At 62.8% G+C, this 16,192-nt stretch carries 19 protein-coding genes; 8 read left to right on the top strand and 11 right to left on the bottom strand.

Annotation, left to right across the window (positions count from 1 at the left end; translation table 11 throughout):
- Positions 1-45 precede the first annotated feature (45 nt).
- Positions 46-1,074 carry a cyclase family protein gene (locus Cth01_RS11005; protein WP_045839224.1) on the top strand — a complete coding sequence of 343 codons (1,029 nt, stop codon included), beginning with the start codon at positions 46-48 and terminating at the stop codon, positions 1,072-1,074.
- Between the two features lie 36 nt (positions 1,075-1,110).
- Here the strand turns inward: Cth01_RS11005 and Cth01_RS11000 are convergent, their stop codons facing one another.
- Together Cth01_RS11000 and Cth01_RS10995 are read right to left on the bottom strand one after the other, a co-directional pair.
- Positions 1,111-1,806, bottom strand: coding sequence for an LrgB family protein (locus Cth01_RS11000; RefSeq protein ID WP_003059524.1), 696 nt, complete (start codon positions 1,804-1,806; stop codon positions 1,111-1,113).
- A 3-nt stretch (positions 1,807-1,809) separates the two neighbouring features.
- On the bottom strand, positions 1,810-2,286 hold the full coding sequence (locus Cth01_RS10995) for a CidA/LrgA family protein (RefSeq protein WP_045839223.1): 477 nt from the start codon (positions 2,284-2,286) through the stop codon (positions 1,810-1,812).
- A 76-nt stretch (positions 2,287-2,362) separates the two neighbouring features.
- Here Cth01_RS10995 and Cth01_RS10990 point away from each other — a divergent pair, with 76 nt between their 5' ends.
- On the top strand, positions 2,363-3,277 hold the full coding sequence (locus Cth01_RS10990; RefSeq protein ID WP_045839222.1) for a LysR family transcriptional regulator: 915 nt from the start codon (positions 2,363-2,365) through the stop codon (positions 3,275-3,277).
- Positions 3,278-3,326: 49 nt separating this feature from the next.
- Positions 3,327-3,998 (top strand): pseudouridine synthase, encoded by a 672-nt coding sequence (locus tag Cth01_RS10985; protein ID WP_139032131.1) that lies wholly within the window; start codon positions 3,327-3,329, stop codon positions 3,996-3,998.
- Here the strand turns inward: Cth01_RS10985 and Cth01_RS10980 are convergent.
- The 3 genes from Cth01_RS10980 to Cth01_RS10970 form a co-directional block, all read right to left on the bottom strand.
- The gene (locus tag Cth01_RS10980; RefSeq protein WP_045839221.1) at positions 3,995-5,080 is read right to left on the bottom strand and encodes a hypothetical protein; all 1,086 of its coding nucleotides are present in this window, start codon (positions 5,078-5,080) and stop codon (positions 3,995-3,997) included. The two genes, Cth01_RS10985 and Cth01_RS10980, sit on opposite strands and share 4 nt — an antisense overlap.
- Before the next feature lie 125 nt (positions 5,081-5,205).
- A complete protein-coding gene (locus tag Cth01_RS10975; RefSeq protein ID WP_045839402.1) occupies positions 5,206-5,574 on the bottom strand; it encodes a DUF3761 domain-containing protein in 369 nt (122 codons plus the stop codon).
- 206 nt (positions 5,575-5,780) lie between these two features.
- Positions 5,781-6,419: an MBL fold metallo-hydrolase gene (locus Cth01_RS10970; protein ID WP_045839401.1), complete on the bottom strand. Its 639-nt coding sequence runs from the start codon at positions 6,417-6,419 to the stop codon at positions 5,781-5,783.
- Between the two features lie 341 nt (positions 6,420-6,760).
- Between Cth01_RS10970 and Cth01_RS10965 the strand changes: the two genes are divergently transcribed.
- Together Cth01_RS10965 and pntB are read left to right on the top strand one after the other, a co-directional pair.
- On the top strand, positions 6,761-8,404 hold the full coding sequence (locus Cth01_RS10965) for a Re/Si-specific NAD(P)(+) transhydrogenase subunit alpha (RefSeq protein WP_233425153.1): 1,644 nt from the start codon (positions 6,761-6,763) through the stop codon (positions 8,402-8,404).
- A 27-nt stretch (positions 8,405-8,431) separates the two neighbouring features.
- Complete coding sequence (pntB, locus tag Cth01_RS10960; protein ID WP_003070358.1) at positions 8,432-9,847, top strand: Re/Si-specific NAD(P)(+) transhydrogenase subunit beta; 1,416 nt, start codon at positions 8,432-8,434, stop codon at positions 9,845-9,847.
- Positions 9,848-9,985: 138 nt separating this feature from the next.
- Here pntB and Cth01_RS10955 read toward each other — a convergent pair whose 3' ends face one another.
- Complete coding sequence (locus tag Cth01_RS10955) at positions 9,986-10,612, bottom strand: LysE family translocator (protein WP_012836739.1); 627 nt, start codon at positions 10,610-10,612, stop codon at positions 9,986-9,988.
- A gap of 105 nt (positions 10,613-10,717) precedes the next feature.
- On the opposite strand from Cth01_RS10955, the gene Cth01_RS10950 reads away from it, so the two are divergent.
- Positions 10,718-11,173, top strand: a complete 456-nt coding sequence (locus Cth01_RS10950; RefSeq protein WP_034380910.1) for an Lrp/AsnC family transcriptional regulator — start codon at positions 10,718-10,720, stop codon at positions 11,171-11,173.
- A gap of 168 nt (positions 11,174-11,341) precedes the next feature.
- Here the strand turns inward: Cth01_RS10950 and azu are convergent, their stop codons facing one another.
- Positions 11,342-11,797, bottom strand: coding sequence for an azurin (azu, locus tag Cth01_RS10945; RefSeq protein WP_003070364.1), 456 nt, complete (start codon positions 11,795-11,797; stop codon positions 11,342-11,344).
- 211 nt (positions 11,798-12,008) lie between these two features.
- Complete coding sequence (locus Cth01_RS10940) at positions 12,009-12,812, bottom strand: exodeoxyribonuclease III (protein ID WP_034357855.1); 804 nt, start codon at positions 12,810-12,812, stop codon at positions 12,009-12,011.
- 10 nt (positions 12,813-12,822) lie between these two features.
- Between Cth01_RS10940 and pyrE the strand changes: the two genes are divergently transcribed.
- Together pyrE and Cth01_RS10930 are read left to right on the top strand one after the other, a co-directional pair.
- Positions 12,823-13,524 carry an orotate phosphoribosyltransferase gene (gene pyrE / locus Cth01_RS10935; protein WP_045839220.1) on the top strand — a complete coding sequence of 234 codons (702 nt, stop codon included), beginning with the start codon at positions 12,823-12,825 and terminating at the stop codon, positions 13,522-13,524.
- Between the two features lie 8 nt (positions 13,525-13,532).
- On the top strand, positions 13,533-14,204 hold the full coding sequence (locus tag Cth01_RS10930) for a hypothetical protein (RefSeq protein WP_034357858.1): 672 nt from the start codon (positions 13,533-13,535) through the stop codon (positions 14,202-14,204).
- 11 nt (positions 14,205-14,215) lie between these two features.
- On the opposite strand, the gene Cth01_RS10925 is transcribed toward Cth01_RS10930, so the two are convergent.
- The 3 genes from Cth01_RS10925 to Cth01_RS10915 form a co-directional block, all read right to left on the bottom strand.
- Positions 14,216-14,569 carry a hypothetical protein gene (locus tag Cth01_RS10925; RefSeq protein WP_034380913.1) on the bottom strand — a complete coding sequence of 118 codons (354 nt, stop codon included), beginning with the start codon at positions 14,567-14,569 and terminating at the stop codon, positions 14,216-14,218.
- An 86-nt stretch (positions 14,570-14,655) separates the two neighbouring features.
- Positions 14,656-14,874, bottom strand: a complete 219-nt coding sequence (locus Cth01_RS10920; RefSeq protein ID WP_003070377.1) for a hypothetical protein — start codon at positions 14,872-14,874, stop codon at positions 14,656-14,658.
- 90 nt (positions 14,875-14,964) lie between these two features.
- Positions 14,965-16,086 carry an HPP family protein gene (locus Cth01_RS10915; RefSeq protein WP_233425152.1) on the bottom strand — a complete coding sequence of 374 codons (1,122 nt, stop codon included), beginning with the start codon at positions 16,084-16,086 and terminating at the stop codon, positions 14,965-14,967.
- Between the last annotated feature and the right edge of the window lie 106 nt (positions 16,087-16,192).

Here is a 16,192-nt window from a genome sequence, read left to right as displayed (position 1 = left end):
TTTTTCACTGGCGCCGAAAGGCGCACCGCTTCTTAGGAAACACTCATGAACTTCTCTTTCCGCGCCGGTGTCCGGCGCTTGCCCACCCTGTTGCTCGCGATGGCAGCAGCGTTCTCCGGCCTGGCTCATGCCCACGGTGGCCACACGCTCCCGGCCGGTGCCGGCCAGGATGTGGGCACCAGCCCCTGGGGGCCGGGCGACGAGATCGGCCGCCTGAACCTGATAACGCCCGCCTCGCGCGCTGCCATCCTGCAGCGCATCGCAGGTGGCCAGGTCTATGACCTCGCCACCGAGTACTACGTGGGCATGCCCAGCTGGCAGGACGCCGGCGATCCGCACTACCAGTTCTGGATGACGCACACGCCACGCGGCACCGTGGTGGACGACCCCATGAACGTGGGCAAGAACATGAACGCCACGCGCAGCTACACGGGCACGGCTTTCTCCATGTACAGCCATACGGGCACGCACATCGACGCACTCAACCACTTCGGCATACGCGGCAGGATCTGGAACGGCTTCAGCGCCGACGAGCATCTGGGCGACCGCGGCTGGCAGCGCACAGGCATAGAGAAATTCCCGCCACTGGTGGCGCGCGGCGTGCTGATTGACGTGGCAGCGGCGAAGGGCCTGGACATGCTGCCCGACCAGTACCGGATCACGCGCCAGGACCTCAAGGACGCGCTGGAACGCCAGAACGTGACGCTGCAGAAGGGCGATGTCGTGCTGATTCGCACGGGACGCATGAAGCTCTACGAGCAACCCCAGGCCTATATGGCCAAACCGCCAGGGCTGGGCCTGGATGCCGCACGCTTTCTGGCCGAGGATGCCGGCGCCATGATTGTCGGCGCTGACAACCTGAGCCTGGAGACTTTCCCCTCAGAAGTGGACGATGACTATGTGCCGCTGCACAGCTACCTGCTGGCCCAGCAAGGCATTCCCATCATGGAATTGGTGGCCCTGGACGGGCTCTCGCGCGACAAGGTCTATGAGTTCGCATTCATCGGAAACCCGTTGAAGATCCGAGGCGGCGACGCCGCACCGCTGCGCCCGATTGCCATTCCGGTGCGCTGAGAGCGGCGCTTGCCGGAGCCGGTCCCTGAGCGCCGCTCAGAAAAACAATGTGCGCACCCAGGGCGCGGCCAGCACGTTGACGGCACCGGCAATCATCATCACCAGCGATGCCATCACGGCCTGCACCTCGCCGGCCTGGCGCGCCCTGGCCACGCCGCTGCCATGGGCGGCTCCGCCCCAGCTGGCGCCCGTGGCCAGCTTGCTGCGGATGCGGGGCAGCACACGCAGCACGGTCTCGCCCAGCAGCATGGCACTGACACCGGTCAACAGCACGAACAGCGCCGCCAGATCGGTGGGGCCGCCCAGCACTTTCTCGGCCTCGATCGCAAACGGTGTCGTGATGCTGCGCACGGCCAGGCCTTTTTGCAGCGCCTCGGACAGGCCGAACATATCGGCAAACGCAATGGTGGTGGAGATGGACACCAGGCTGGCCACAACCACGCCGGTGGCAATCGACATCCAGTGCTTGCGCAGCAGCTTGCGGTTCTCGTACAGAGGCAGTGCAAATGCCACCGTGGTGGGGCCCAGCAGCCAGACCAGCCAGTGTGTCTGGGCGATGTACTGCGGGTAGCTGACATGGGTCAGCAGCGACAGGCCGATCAGCACCATGGGAGTGGCGACTATGGGCATTAGCAACGGGTGGGGATGCTTGCGATACAGGCGCTTGTTGACCCAGTAGCAGGCCACGGTGGCCAGCAGCGAGAGCAGGCCGATGACTTCATTCGACAGCATGGCTTACTCCTCATCCAGGGCAGAGGCATCGCGGCTGGACTTGCGCCTTGCCAGCCACAGCTCGAAGCGATAGACACGATCGACTGCCAGTGCGGTCACGGCCATCACGCAGGCTGTGCTGGCCACGATGACGGCCAGAATGCGCAAGCCCTGATGGCGGATCAGATCGGGGTATTCGGTGACCACCAGCATGGCGGGCACGAAGAACAGCAGCATCTCGGCCAGCAGCCAGTTGGTGCCGCTTTGCAGCCAGCGTGCCTTGACCATGCCCGAAAAAAGGCCCACGGCCAGCAGGCCGAAACCGATCAGGCCGGCGGGCATGCTCCAGCCGAAATGCTGGCGCAGCACATCCATGGCAATCCAGATGGCACTGAGCAGGCACACTTGCAGCACGGCCTTGAGCAGTTGCCAGAGTGTCTGGGCGAAAGAATGGCTGCCGCCCTGGGCGCGAGGGGCGACAGCTTCCGTAATCTGTGACATGGGTGAATTCTAGGGTTTTCACTTATATTCATAAAATGACTTATTTTCATTTTTTCCATGCGTAAAAGGAATTCTCATGGACTTGCGCGCCCTGCGCTATTTCATCGAGGTTGTGCGCCAGAACGGCTTTACCCGCGCGGCCGACGCCTTGCATGTGACCCAGCCCACCATCAGCAAGATGGTCAAGGCGCTGGAAGATGAATTCGGTGGCCGTTTGCTGCTGCGCGAGGGGCGGGGCGTGCAGCTCACCGATGCCGGCCAGGTGGTCTATGACCGCGGGATGGAGATTCTCGAGCAGGCCCAGCTGCTGCGCCGCCAGGTGGCCGAGGTCGACCACATCACGCGCGGCGAGCTGTCCCTGGGCATCATGCCCACCACGGGCCATTACATGGCGCCGGTGATCGCGCTGTTCCAGCAGCGCTATCCGGGTGTGAACCTGCAGGTCAACGAGCAGGGGGCGCGTGCCCAGTACCAACTGATCCAGGAAGGCAAGCTGGACATGGCGCTGGGCCTGTTCTCCGCCCCCGATCCTGCGCTGGAGCGCTACACCGTGGCGCGTCAGAAGACGCGCGTGGTGCTGCCCGCCCGGCAGGTGACAGACCCGGGCCAACCCATGCGCTGGAGCGATCTGCGCGAGCTGCCGTTTGTGCTCTACACCTCGGACTTTGCTCTGCACGAGCATGTGCTGCAGCAATGCGAGGCAGCGGGCTTCACGCCACAGGTCAAGCTGCAGACGCGCTACTGGGATTTCATAGGCCATCTGGTCGCGGCCCAGGTGGGTGTGGCCGTGATGTTCGAGCATGTCATCGCCCGCTATGACCCGCAGCGCGTGGCCAGCCGCCCGCTGGTGGAGCCCGAGATCCCCTGGGATGTGGCGCTGATGTGGCGGCCCGGCTACCTGTCGCGTGCGGCCCAGGCCTGGCTGAACTGCGTGCGTGAGGTGTATCCACAGCCGCTCCTCGGTGCTGCTTTTCCGGATTTTCAAAACTGATAGCTGTTTTCCATTGTCCAGTAAGCGATACAAGGCTTTTTGATGCTTGATGCTAGTCCAGGTCTTTGTTGCTAAGCTTGTTGCCATGCCCCGCCCGTTCTCTTCCAATCGCTCCAGCAACTTGCGCCGCAGCACCGTGGTGCGCCAGCCCGCGCTCCGGCCCGAGGTCACGCGTCTGCTGTGCTTTCACAAGCCCTATGGAGTGCTCAGCCAGTTCACGCCCGAGGGCAAATGGCAGGGCCTCAAGGACTGGATCGATGTGCCTGGTGTCTATGTGGCGGGCCGGCTCGATGCCGACAGTGAAGGCTTGCTGCTGCTGACCAATGACGGCCAGTTGCAGGCCCGCATTGCCGATCCGCGCCACAAGATGGAGAAGACCTACTGGGTGCAGGTCGAAGGCATGCCTGACGAGGCCGCTTTGCAGCGCCTGCGCGACGGCGTGGAATTGAGCGACGGCAAGACACTGCCCGCCAAGGCCCGCCTGATAGAACCCCAGCCTCTGATGTGGCCGCGCAACCCGCCGATTCGCGTGCGCCAGAACATTCCCGATTGCTGGATCGAGCTCATCATCCGCGAGGGCAGGAACCGCCAGGTGCGCCGCATGACGGCAGCCGTCGGCCACCCCACGCTGAGGCTGGTGCGCATGGCCGTGGGGCCTTATTCGATTGAAGGGCTGGAGCCCGGCCAGTGGCTGGATGTGCTACCGCTCAGTGGTTCCTAGCGCAAAGTATCGAGCCGCTGCAGCTCATCTTCATCTTCCGGCAAGGCAGCTGCCTGCCAGCGCGGCAGAGCCGGCCAGGGGCGAAAGCGAATCCAGCCCACTTGCACCTCCTGTAGATTGCCCCGCAGCAATGGAAGAGCGGTCGCCAGCTCGGATTGGCGAGCCCGCACGCATTCGCGCAGCGATTGCATGGCTTGCTGGCCACGCCCGAAAAAGCGCTGTTTGCCCAACCAATCGGTGGAGGGCTGGCATTGGGCATAGGCCAGTGGCAGGCTGCTGGCCTCTCCTTCCACCACGGAAATCAGGGCCTGCAGATGCATGTTGAGTTGCTCCTGCGGCATCAGGCCCGCCAGTTGCATCTCCAGCGCATCCTCATGAAAACGATAGCGTGCGGGCAGGGCGGCGCTCAGGGTATAGCTGCCGCCGCTGCGCGAGCGGGCACGGTGACTCAGGATGCGGCTGCCTTGCTCCAGCATCGGGCGGACCAACTGCAACAAGGCCTGCTGGTGCTCGGCATCGTTGTGCTTCAGGGGGATGCGCAACTGCGTGCTGTCATAGCCGCGCCATTGCTCGCGCCAGACCATCCAGCCCGCCGTATGCGGTACGAAGAAAATCAGAGTGATCAGGGACAGCATGGGCACAATGCCCGCCGCCAGCGACCAGGCTGCCCTGATCTCGGCGGCGGCAGCGGCCTCCTCCCCCAGGCTGACGAGATTGCCGCTCAGCTTGATGAGGGTGGCAAGACTGATGGCAAATACCAGACCACAGATCAGAGAAAGCAGCTCGGGCGAGTAAAGGCTGTCGGGCAGATGAATCAGGGTGGCCAGTGCGGCGGCGCATCCCAGCAGAACCACGGCTGCGGACAGCAGATAGAACAGGGCGCAAGGGGCCTGCTGCTGGACATCGAGAGCCGGGTTCTGCTCCAGCTCGCGCAGCAACTGCCTGCGGCGCCACCAGCGCAGCGGCTGCCAGAGCAGGGCGCTGACCGCCAGGCCGGCGAGCATGCTGATGAACAGCGCCGAAAAAGCCCATAGCAGCAAGGCTGCCATCAGCAACATACCCAGTCCGACCAGCCAGTTCATGCCCGCGATTGTCCTTTTGAATTGATAGCTGCTTGTGTTTGATGGACAAGCAATCTAGCCTGTTGTGAATGAAAAATCGCGCTGCCTGCAATCGCAGGTCAGCGCGATGGTTTGATGCTACAGGTTCAGCTGCAGCTCTTGTTGTTGGCGCCATGCATGCCGGCGGCCTTGGCATCGGCCTCGCTCATGTACTTGCCGTTCTTGGTGGTGCCGTAAAAGCGGGTGCCGTGGCAGTGGTAGATCTTGCTGTCCTCATTGGCCCAGACCTTGCCTGCACCGCCGCCAGGTGCGGCGGTCGAGGCCGGCTTGGCGCCTGCAGCAGCCTTGGCAGTGGCCTGCTGATCAATGCCCTTGCGGCCCGAGCAAGCTCCCTTGGAGGACGCCACGCTCATGGTGGAGCCATCCTTGCAGACAAAGGTCTGCATGTCCGCCTTGGCAGCAGCAGGGGCCGGCGCAGCCTTTGCTGCGGGTTCTGCCGCTGGCTTGGCGGGCATGGGGGCTGTTTTGGCGGCCGGTGCGGCAGGCACCGTTGCCGGTGCCTGAGCAAGGCTCGCCCATGAGCTGCTGACCAGGGCTGAAGCCAGGCAAATTTTCCATAAATTGCGCATACGAACTCCCTCCAATAGATGTGATGTCACAAGGCGTGACAGGCGCATGCTGCTACGGAAGACCTGATTCCGCAAGCTTCGGCCGTCAGGCTTCAGGTCCCGCTGACATAGGGGTTCAGCTTGCGCTCGCGGCCAAAGCTGCTTTCCGGGCCATGCCCGGGGATGAAGATCGTCTGGTCACCCATGGGCCACAGGCGCTGAACGATGGAGTCGATCAACTGCTGATGATTGCCCTGCGGGAAGTCCGTGCGGCCTATGCTGCCGGCAAACAGCACATCGCCGACAAAGGCGCGGTCGATCTGCGGTGAGTGGAAGACCACATGGCCGGGCGTGTGACCGGGGCAGTGGCGCACGTTCAGCGTTTCCTGGCCGATGCTCACCGTATCGCCGTCATGCAGCCAGCGTGAGGGCACAAAAGGCTCGGAATGGGGAAAGCCGAACATGGCGCCCTGCTGGGGCAGACCGTCGATCCAGAACTGGTCGCCCTCATGCGGGCCAATGATGGGTAGCTCGTACTTGGCCGCCAGCTCGCTGGTGCCGCCCGCGTGGTCGATATGGGCGTGGGTGATCCAGATGGCCTTGAGATTCAGGCCCAGGCGTTCCACCTCCCACTCGATCTGCTCGAGATCTCCGCCAGGGTCGATGACGGCCGCATCCATGGTCTGGTCGCACCAGACGAGAGAGCAGTTCTGTTGAAAGGCTGTGACGGGGACAGTGTGATATTGCAACATGGGTGACTTGTATTTTTCGGGCGTTTGCGTAGTCTCGCGGGCTGCGAACCCCGCAAGCATGACACGGCATGACACGCGCATCAAAAATGCCCGCTCAGATTCTGGCGTCATCCCTCATTTGAGCTAGCATGGATGCGAGTGCCCCATTTTGGTGCGGGCTGCTAAAACGTATTTGTGCTGCAAGGCAGCGGGCATTCGCTTCATGGGAGGCGCCCCGACACAGTTTCAAGATCGTTCAGGCCGTGCCAATGCCCATGCAAGCAAGTTCCTCCTGCGGTAGGAATGGTTGGGGGGCGGGTCGGCCTGAAGGGAACCAGTTTTTAAACTCCAGGAGACTCCTCATGTCTACCTCTTCCAACCCGCCGACCGACGCCCAGCGTAGTGACGCCCAGCGTGGTGATGCCCAACGCATCGGCATCCCACGGGAAACCTTCCCGCTGGAAAAGCGCGTGGCCACCGTGCCCGATGTGGTTGAAAAACTCATCAAGCTGGGTTTTTCGGTCGCCATCGAATCGGGCGCCGGCGATGCCGCCAACTTCAGCGATGACGCTTATCGCGCAGTGGGTGCCGAGGTGCTGCCCAACGCTGCGGCGGTCTGGGCTGCTGCCGACATCATCTTCAAGGTGCGCCCGCCCACCCCGCAAGAAGTCGCGCTGATGCGCGAAGGCCAGATCCTGATCGACTTCATCTGGCCGGCCCAGAATCCCGATCTGATGCAACAACTGGCCGCCAGGAAAGTGACGGTGCTGGCGATCGACTCGCTGCCCCGGACATTGAGCCGCGCGCAGAAGATGGATGCACTGACCTCCATGGCCGGTGTTTCGGGTTACCGCGCCGTGATCGAGGCCGCCAACGCCTTCGGCCGCTATTTCAACGGCCAGATCACGGCCGCAGGCAAGGTGCCGCCAGCCAAGGTCTTCATTGCCGGCGCAGGTGTGGCCGGTCTGTCGGCCATTGGCACGGCCGCCAATCTGGGCGCCATCGTGCGCGCCAACGACACGCGCGCCGAAGTGGCCGATCAGGTCACATCGCTGGGCGGTGAGTTCGTCAAGGTCGACTACGAAGAGGACGGTGCTGGCGGCGGCGGCTATGCCAAGGTGATGAGCGAGGGCTTCCAGGCTGCGCAGCGCCAGATGTATGCCCAGCAGGCCAGGGACGCCGACATCATCATCACCACCGCGCTGATCCCTGGCAAACCGGCGCCCAAGCTGATCACGGCCGAGATGGTGCAGAGCATGAAGCCCGGCAGCGTGATCGTCGACATGGCGGCCGAGCAGGGCGGCAACTGCGAGCTGACCGTTCCCAATGAGGCCGTGGTGCGCCACGGCGTGACCATCATCGGCTACACCGACCTCGCATCGCGCCTGGCCAAGCAGTCGTCCACGCTGTACGCCACCAACCTGCTGCGCCTGACGGAAGAGCTGTGCAAGGCCAAGGATGGCGTCGCCGTGGTGAATATGGAAGACGATGCGATTCGCGGCCTGACCGTGGTCAAGGACGGCGAAATCACCTGGCCTGCCCCGCCCCTTGCCCAGGCACCCAAGCCAGCCCCCAAACCGGCCGCGGCTGTGGTGGAACAGAAGAAAAGCGGTCATGGCCATGGCGCTGCCGGCCCGCTGCCGGCCAAGACCTTGGCCATTATTTTTGCGATTGCCGCCCTGGCCTTCTGGTTCATCGGTGCCTACGCGCCAGCGGCCTTCCTGGGCCACTTCACGGTGTTCGTGCTGGCCTGCTTCATCGGCTACATGGTGGTGTGGAATGTGACACCGGCCTTGCACACGCCGCTGATGAGCGTGACCAACGCCATCTCCAGCATCATCGCCATTGGCGCTCTGGTGCAGATTGCACCGCCGGGAACGGCGGGTACCGCTCGCCCTGATGACTTGATTCGTTGGCTGGCCTTTGCAGCGCTGGTGCTGACTGCCATCAATATGTTTGGCGGCTTTGCCGTGACACGTCGCATGCTGGCCATGTTCCGCAAATAAGAAGAACGAGCACAAGAGAGAAACATCATGTCCCAAAGTCTCGCAACGGTGGCCTATCTGGGGGCTGCCATTTTGTTCATCCTCAGCCTCGGTGGCCTGTCCAACCCCGAAACCTCGCGCCGCGGCAATCTGTTCGGCATGGTCGGCATGGCGCTGGCCGTGCTGGCCACCGTGTTCGGCCCGCGCGTCGATGCCGGCGGCATCGCCTGGATCGTCGGCGCGCTGGTGGTCGGTGGCGGTATCGGCCTGTATGCGGCCAAGGTCGTCAAGATGACCCAGATGCCCGAGCTGGTCGCCCTCATGCACAGCCTGGTCGGCCTGGCCGCCTGTCTGGTGGGCTTTGCCAGCTATGTCGATACCTCCATCGAGCTGGCGGGCGCAGAAAAAGCCATTCACGAGGTGGAAATCTACGTGGGCATCCTGATCGGTGCCGTCACCTTCTCGGGCTCGCTGATAGCCTTCGGCAAGCTCAACGGCAGGATAGGCGGCAAGCCGCTGCTGCTGCCCGCACGCCACTGGCTCAATCTGCTCGCCCTGCTGGTGGTGATCTGGTTCGGGCGCGAGTTTCTGCATGCCCAAACCGTGGCTGACGGCATGTTGCCGCTGATCGTGATGAGCGTCATTGCGCTGCTGTTCGGCGTGCACATGGTCATGGCCATTGGTGGAGCCGACATGCCCGTGGTGGTGTCCATGCTCAACAGCTACTCGGGCTGGGCGGCTGCGGCGACCGGCTTCATGCTGGGCAATGACCTGCTGATCGTCACCGGCGCGCTGGTGGGCTCCTCGGGTGCCATCCTGAGCTACATCATGTGCCAGGCCATGAACCGCAACTTCATCAGCGTGATTGCCGGAGGCTTTGGTTCCGGTGCTCCCGCCAAGAAGGGCGATGCTTCTGCGGCTGCAGAGCCCCAGGGCGAAGTGGCGCCCGTCAGTGCAGCCGAGACCGCCGAGATGTTGCGCGAGGCAAAAAGCGCCATCATCGTGCCCGGCTACGGCATGGCCGTGGCCCAGGCCCAGCACACCGTCAATGAAATCACCCGGACCCTGCGCGAGCAGGGTGTGGATGTGCGCTTTGCCATCCACCCGGTGGCGGGTCGCATGCCCGGCCACATGAACGTGCTGCTGGCCGAGGCCAAGGTGCCTTACGACATCGTGATGGAGATGGACGAGATCAACGAAGACTTCCCCGAGACCGACGTGGCCATCGTCATCGGCGCGAACGACATCGTCAATCCGGCAGCCCAGGACGATCCCGAGAGCCCCATCGCCGGCATGCCGGTGCTGGAAGTGTGGAAGGCCAAGACCTCGATCGTGATGAAGCGCTCCATGGCCTCCGGTTATGCGGGCGTGGACAATCCGCTGTTCTACAAGGACAACAACCGCATGCTGTTTGGCGATGCGAAGAAGATGCTGGACGAGGTGCTGGGGGCACTGAAGAGCTGATGAGATGGAGTGGCCTCTGCTGAGGCGCTCTGCCCCCTCTGCCGCCTTGCCTTGCAATGCGGGAGCCCGGTGTCCCGGGTTGTGGCATATGCCTGTTCTTGAAATGCCTGCGGTTTTTGGCCGCAGGCATTTTTGCTGTCAGAGATGCTGAACGGCGATCTCGCCCAGCAGCACGGCGGCAATCACCAGCATCAGCGTGCCAGACAGGCGCGAGACGGCAAGCGCGGCGGCAGGCCGCGAGCGCAGCACACTTTGCGAGCCCCAGCCCACGCCGAAGTAGACCACGGCGCAACTGGCTGCATGGACCGCGCCCAGAGCCATGATTTGCGCAAACACCGGCCAGCTCTCGGCAGGCCGCACAAACTGCGGCAGCAGGGCCAGCAACAGCAACAGCTGCTTGGGGTTGAGGCCGCTGACGCTGGCTCCCTTGATCGTCCAGTGCCAGCGCGTGCCGCTCTCGGCGTCGCCGGCGCTGCCTATGGCTGCCGGGCTGCGCCACAGGCCCACGCCCATCCAGGCCAGGTAGAGCGCGCCGGTGGCCGTCAAGGCGGTGAGCAGGGCCGGGTTGCGCGCCACCAGGGCGCCCACGCCTGCAGCCACAGCCAGCGTGGCCAGCAGCGCGCCGCAGGCCAGGCCCAGCGTGGCGGGCAGCACCAGCCGCCGGCCACGCAGACCGGCCGAGATCACATAGGCCCAGTCGGCCCCGGGCGTGAGCACCAGAAGAAAGGAGACGGCCCAGAAGGCGGTCAAGGCGGCGTAGGACACGAAATTCCCTCGAAAAGCGTTGATGCCGAGAGAATATGGAAGAGGAGAGAGAATGTGCTCTCAATATTCGCCGCATATCGGCTTGAAATTGGAAGAAACTGCCTCGTGAACTCGCTGGATCGAAAAATTCTTGCTGCGCTCGAAAACAATGGCCGCCTCACGGTGACCGAGCTGGCCGAGCAGGTGGGCCTGAGCCTGTCGCCCTGCCACCGGCGTGTGCGTGCGCTGGAGGAATCGGGCGTGATTCGCGGCTACCGCGCCGAGCTGGACCCCGCGGCGCTGGGGCTGGATTTCTCGTCCCTGGTCTTTGTCACGCTCAAGGACAGCAAGTCCGTGCCTGCGTTCGAGGACGCCGTGGCCCGGCTCGACAATGTGGTGCAGGCCCAGCGCCTGTTCGGCGATCCCGACTATCTGCTGCAGGTCGTGGTGCGCGATCTGCCTGCCTACCAGCGGCTTTATGACGAGCAGCTGACCCGGCTGCCCGGCGTGCTGCGCATGACTTCCACGCTGGTGATGAAGCATGTGGTGATCAACAGGCCGCTGACGTCTGCGATGGAATAAGCCATGAAAAAAGCGCCTGTGACGCGAATCACAGGCGCTTTGGTACAGCTGATTTTGCTCCTTATTTCAGAGCGTCTGGCGCTTGTCCTTTAATGTCTTTCAGTTTGAATGGCTTCAAAACTTATATGAGGGAAGCGCTGCAAGCTCCTGAATCGGGAGCTTCGGAGCTCAGGAGCCCAGCTTGAGCGAGCCCTTCATGAGGGCCGAGTGACCGGGGAAGGAGCAGAAGAAGGCATAGTCAGTGCCAGCCTTGAGCTTGCTCGCATCGATATCGAACTTGGTAGTCTCGCCGCCACCGATCACCTTGGAGTGAGCCAGCACGCGTGCATCGCCGGCCTTCACATAGTCGGCGCCAGCACCAGCGGCCATGCCGTCGGTGATCACGGCCTGCATGTCGGCAGCGGTGCTGACCACGATGTTGTGGCCCATGGCGGTCTTGGGCATCTTGCCCACATGCTTGAGAGTCACGCTGAACTTCTTGCAGGACTTGGGCACATCGATGCTTTTGACATTGAACTGCATGGCATCGTTGCTTTCAACGACGGCTTCGCAGCCTGCCGCCATGGCGGGTGCGCTCAGGGCACCGACTGCACACAGGGCCAGGGTCATCAGGATCTTCTTCATTGGCTATTCCTTTTCCTAAAAGCGAAACGGGAACCGCTGTGGCCTTGTCGCCCTCCAGGTTCCGCAGTTCATTCTTTCGGAAACCTGCCCAGCCGGCTCAGTACAACTCATGCTCGCATGGGTTGTACTGTTGCACCTTGCGCTAACTCAATTCGCCGAGCATGCGTGCGTTCACTGCCTTGCAGGTCGCTGCCGGCGTTGCTTGCGCGCTTCAGATCGCCATGTCGTAACCAATGGTGATGGGCGCGTGGTCCGAGAACTTCTCGCCCTTGTAGATGGACTCGGTGCGGGCCAGGGCCGCGATCGCCGGTGTGGCCAGGTGGTAGTCCAGTCGCCATCCCACGTTGTTGGCATAGGCCTGGCCCCGATTGCTCCACCATGTGTAGCAGGCATCCGTGGTGTCGGGCTGAAGCTGACGATAGACGTCGACCAGACCGCCGCTGGCCTCGGTCTTGTGCAGCAACTTGCTCATCCAGTCACGCTCTTCGGGCAGGAAGCCGCTGTTTTTCTGGTTGCCGCGCCAGTTCTTCAGGTCTTCCTTCTGGTGCGCGATATTGATATCGCCGCAGAGCACGAAGTCGCGCTCGGCCTTGAGGTGCATCAGGTGGCTGTGCATCTTGGCGAGAAAGCGGAACTTGGCCTCCTGGCGCAACTCGCCCGAGCTGCCGCTGGGAAAGTAGGCGCTGATGACGGAGAACTTGCGGCCTGGCGTGTCGAAGCGGGTTTCGACATAGCGGCCCTCGGCGTCGAACTCTTCGATATCGAAGCCCACGACCACATCGCTGGGCTCGTGGCGGGTATAGACGCCCACGCCCGAATAGCCCTTCTTCTCGGCAAAGTGGAAGTAGCCCTTCATGCCGGCCAACACCTCGAAGCGCCCGGCCATATCCGAAGCCTGGGCCTTGATTTCCTGGACGCAAATACAATCCGGCGCAGTGGCTTCGATCCAGGCTTCGGCGCCTTTGGTCGTGGCAGAGCGGATACCGTTGAGGTTGAGGCTGGTTAATTTGAACAAGGATGAATCCATGGTGGTGAGTGAGAAGCCAATGGGCGGTGCAGACCGTCTGGCGCAGGATTTTGTGCAGTTTGCCGTCGATGCGGGCGTGCTGCGTTTTGGTGAATTCAAGACCAAGGCCGGGCGCATCAGCCCGTACTTCTTCAATGCCGGCCTGTTCGACGATGGCGCCAAGATGGCCCGTCTGTCCGAATTCTATGCAAAAGCCATTCTGGCCAGCGGCATGGAGTTTGATATGGTCTTCGGGCCTGCCTACAAGGGCATCCCTTTGGCAGCCACGGTGGCGGTGGAACTGGCGCGGCAGGGCAAGAACGTACCCTTTGCCTACAACCGCAAGGAAGCCAAGGACCACGGTGAAGGCGGTACTTTGGTGGGCGCTCCCCTCAAGGGCCGCGTGCTCATCATTGACGACGTGATGTCGGCCGGTACGGCCGCGCGCGAGTCGATTGCTATCATCAAGGCGGCTGGTGCCGAGCCGCATGCCGTGGCTATCGCTCTGGATCGTCAGGAAATGGCGACAGAGAATGGCCAGGACGTGCCGCACAGCGCCGTGCAATATGTGCGCAATCAACTGGGCATGCAGGTCTGTGCGATTGCCAAGCTGGCAGATCTGTTGCTTTATCTCGAGCAGCAGGGCGGGGATGCCGGCCGCGAGCATCATGAGCGCGTGCTGGCCTACCGTCAGCGTTATGGTGTTGAAGACAAGGAATAAACACGCAAATGAAGCAGGCCTTGCATGCAAAACTGAGTTTGTATGTGGTAGCTACCGTCTGGGCAGGCGCCATGCCGGCTCAAGCCCAGGCCCCAGCCAATAGCGGCGGTATCTACGCCTGCACGGATGCCAATGGGCGGCGCATCACGGCCGACAGACCTATTGCCTCCTGCGTCGATCGCGAGCAGCGTGTGCTTGGTACCACGGGCGTCGAGTTGCGCCGCGTGGGCCCCACGCTGACCGATCAGGAGCGCAGTGCACAGGAGGCCAAGCGCCGCCAGGACCAGGCCGAGCAGCAACGCCTGCGTGAGGAGCGCTCGCGTGACCGTGCGATGCTGGCGCGCTTCCCCAATCAGGGCGTGCATGACGCCGCCAGAGCCGAGGCCATTGCCCAGGTCAACGATGTGATCGGCGTGGCCCAGCAGCGCCAGGTCGATCTCAAGGAACGCCGCCGCAAGCTCAATACCGAGCTGGAGTTCTATCAGAACGACCCGAAGAAGGCTCCCGCTAATCTGCGCCGCCAGCTGGACGACAACACGGAATCTCAGGCCGAGCAGCAGCGCTTCATCAAGCAGCAGGAAGAGGAAAAGCAGCGCATCAACCAGCGCTTCGATGCCGAGCTGCAGCAGCTGCGCAAACTATGGGCTGATCTGCAGCCGGCCGCAACGCGCTCGCACTGACGGCTGTGCCTTCAGTCTTCGTGGCCGTCTTTGTGCATGGCCATGACCCGACCCAGCAGCAGGGTCGCAATCCAGGCCACTCCGGCGATGATCAAGGGCATCTGCACCAGCAACGGTGCCTGAGCCATGAGCATCAGCGCATCGGCTTGCCACAGCGCCCCATAACCCTTGAACAAACCATAGGCCAGCCATAGCAGCAGGCCTGCGCTGGCAATGGCGGCCATGTTGCGCATATTGCGGCCGTCACGGCTGCCTGCGGGGATGCGCAGGGCGGTACGCCATAGCCAGCCCACGGCGGCCAGTACCAGCAGCACGCAGGCCGCAACGGACAGCGGCATCCACAACGAAAGAGGAATCAGCGACATGGCGCCGCACTTTAGCCCAGTTGATCCCTGGATGAAAAAGAAAATACCCACCGAAGTGGGCATGCATGAAGGGGCTTGTCAGCGGCTCAGTTTGCGCGCCAGACCACATGGTGGCCCGGCACGGACTGAATGCCCAGCACGGTGGCGTGGTGGGCGAGCAGCTCTTCGAAGGTCTTGGTGATTTCGCTGCTGGCAGTGCTGCCTTCGTATTCCGTGGCCACCTGTGTCGCGGTAAAGGAACTGGCTCCAAAGCTTTGCACTATGTTGCGCAGCTTGTCGAGGTTTGGGGTGAACACGGCGTCCATGGCAGCAACTCCTTTTCGGGCAATCAAACCAGTACTGCCCATAGTTTATCCAGCAGCCCAGGTCAGGCAAGAGGGCCTTTTCCCGCATGGCTATTGATTGATGGATAGCAAGGTGCGAATCACGTCGGAGCGCGTGATGACGCCGACCAGGGTCTTGCCTCGCAGCACGGCAATGAACTGCACGCTGTGCGATGCCAGCTCGTGCAGCAGATCGCCCATGGGTGTGTCTTCCTGCACGCTCATCTCTGGTGCGCGCATCAGTTCCTGGGCTACGGATTGCACTTTGGATGGCCGGCTGCGCAGGCGCTGCCAGAGGTTTTGCTGCTGGCGCGCGCGGTGATCCTGCCAGAGCCAGTCGAACAGGTCGGCGCGCAGCACGCGGCCAATCAGCTCACCTTGCGCATCGACCACGGGAAGGCTTTTGATCAGATGGCGGTGAAACAGCTCGGCGACCTCTTCTAGCGGAGTCTGCGGGCTCACGGTCAGGAGCTTGGCGGACATGACGGTGCCGCAGTTCACGCTGGACAGCCGGCGCTTGATGGCTTCCTCCTCAGCGGCGGCCAGCAGCGCGCCCAGATCCTCGGGTGTCAGGTTGTAGCTTTGCTCGAAGCGCTGCAACAGCTGCTCCAGATCCTGCTCGCTCAGCGCCAGGCGCGTGGTGGGGCGCTGGGTCTTGGCCGCTTGATGCGGCTGGTGCAGGTAGGGACGGCCGCAGGCGCGGTGGTAGAGCACTCCGACTGCTGCAAGGACGCCTGAGAGCACGGCCATGGGAATCAGCAGATGCCAGCCCAGTGGCGCCATCTGGGCCGCAGCCAGTACCGTCAGCAAGGCCACGGCGCCACCCGGCGGGTGCAGGGCACGCAGCAGCAGCATCAGGGCAATGGCTCCTGCCACGGCCAGCGCGGCCAGCGAGGTCTGGGACAGCGTGGGAAACGCCCAGAGCAGCAGCAAGGTATAGAGTGCAGGCACGGTGTTGCCGACGACACAGTTCCAGGGCTGGGCCAGCGGGCTGCTGGGCACGGCGAAGACCAGCACGGCGGTGGCGCCCAGCGGTGCGAACAGGAACAGGGTGTTGGGAAAGAAATGCTCGACCAGCCCCACCAGAATGCCGGCCAGCGCCAGACCCAGACCTGCGCCGATGCTGGCGCGGATCAGCTCTTTCCAAGAAGGGCGCGAGGCCACCGGCCCCAGGCGCTGCCACATTATTTGCATGACGGACATAGGCTCAGGCTACGGGGCGCAAATTTGATAGCTGCTCCCGCAATGTTGTATTGATTAATGCGGCAATTCTGTCAAAAAAAGCTCCACAGGGTGAGTT

Origin of the sequence: Comamonas thiooxydans, assembly GCF_000964545.1 — a bacterium.
Lineage (GTDB): Bacteria > Pseudomonadota > Gammaproteobacteria > Burkholderiales > Burkholderiaceae_C > Comamonas > Comamonas thiooxydans.
This window is presented reverse-complemented; position numbering and strand designations above follow the sequence as displayed.

Coding starts and splice junctions, on each gene's coding strand:
- Cth01_RS11005 (WP_045839224.1), top strand. CDS start 46: ATGAACTTCTCTTTCCGCGCCGGTGTCCGGCGCTTGCCCACCCTGTTG.
- Cth01_RS11000 (WP_003059524.1), bottom strand. CDS start 1,806: ATGCTGTCGAATGAAGTCATCGGCCTGCTCTCGCTGCTGGCCACCGTG.
- Cth01_RS10995 (WP_045839223.1), bottom strand. CDS start 2,286: ATGTCACAGATTACGGAAGCTGTCGCCCCTCGCGCCCAGGGCGGCAGC.
- Cth01_RS10990 (WP_045839222.1), top strand. CDS start 2,363: ATGGACTTGCGCGCCCTGCGCTATTTCATCGAGGTTGTGCGCCAGAAC.
- Cth01_RS10985 (WP_139032131.1), top strand. CDS start 3,327: ATGCTAGTCCAGGTCTTTGTTGCTAAGCTTGTTGCCATGCCCCGCCCG.
- Cth01_RS10980 (WP_045839221.1), bottom strand. CDS start 5,080: ATGAACTGGCTGGTCGGACTGGGTATGTTGCTGATGGCAGCCTTGCTG.
- Cth01_RS10975 (WP_045839402.1), bottom strand. CDS start 5,574: ATGCCCGCCAAGCCAGCGGCAGAACCCGCAGCAAAGGCTGCGCCGGCC.
- Cth01_RS10970 (WP_045839401.1), bottom strand. CDS start 6,419: ATGTTGCAATATCACACTGTCCCCGTCACAGCCTTTCAACAGAACTGC.
- Cth01_RS10965 (WP_233425153.1), top strand. CDS start 6,761: ATGTCTACCTCTTCCAACCCGCCGACCGACGCCCAGCGTAGTGACGCC.
- pntB (WP_003070358.1), top strand. CDS start 8,432: ATGTCCCAAAGTCTCGCAACGGTGGCCTATCTGGGGGCTGCCATTTTG.
- azu (WP_003070364.1), bottom strand. CDS start 11,797: ATGAAGAAGATCCTGATGACCCTGGCCCTGTGTGCAGTCGGTGCCCTG.
- pyrE (WP_045839220.1), top strand. CDS start 12,823: ATGGTGGTGAGTGAGAAGCCAATGGGCGGTGCAGACCGTCTGGCGCAG.
- Cth01_RS10930 (WP_034357858.1), top strand. CDS start 13,533: ATGAAGCAGGCCTTGCATGCAAAACTGAGTTTGTATGTGGTAGCTACC.
- Cth01_RS10925 (WP_034380913.1), bottom strand. CDS start 14,569: ATGTCGCTGATTCCTCTTTCGTTGTGGATGCCGCTGTCCGTTGCGGCC.
- Cth01_RS10920 (WP_003070377.1), bottom strand. CDS start 14,874: ATGGACGCCGTGTTCACCCCAAACCTCGACAAGCTGCGCAACATAGTG.
- Cth01_RS10915 (WP_233425152.1), bottom strand. CDS start 16,086: ATGCAAATAATGTGGCAGCGCCTGGGGCCGGTGGCCTCGCGCCCTTCT.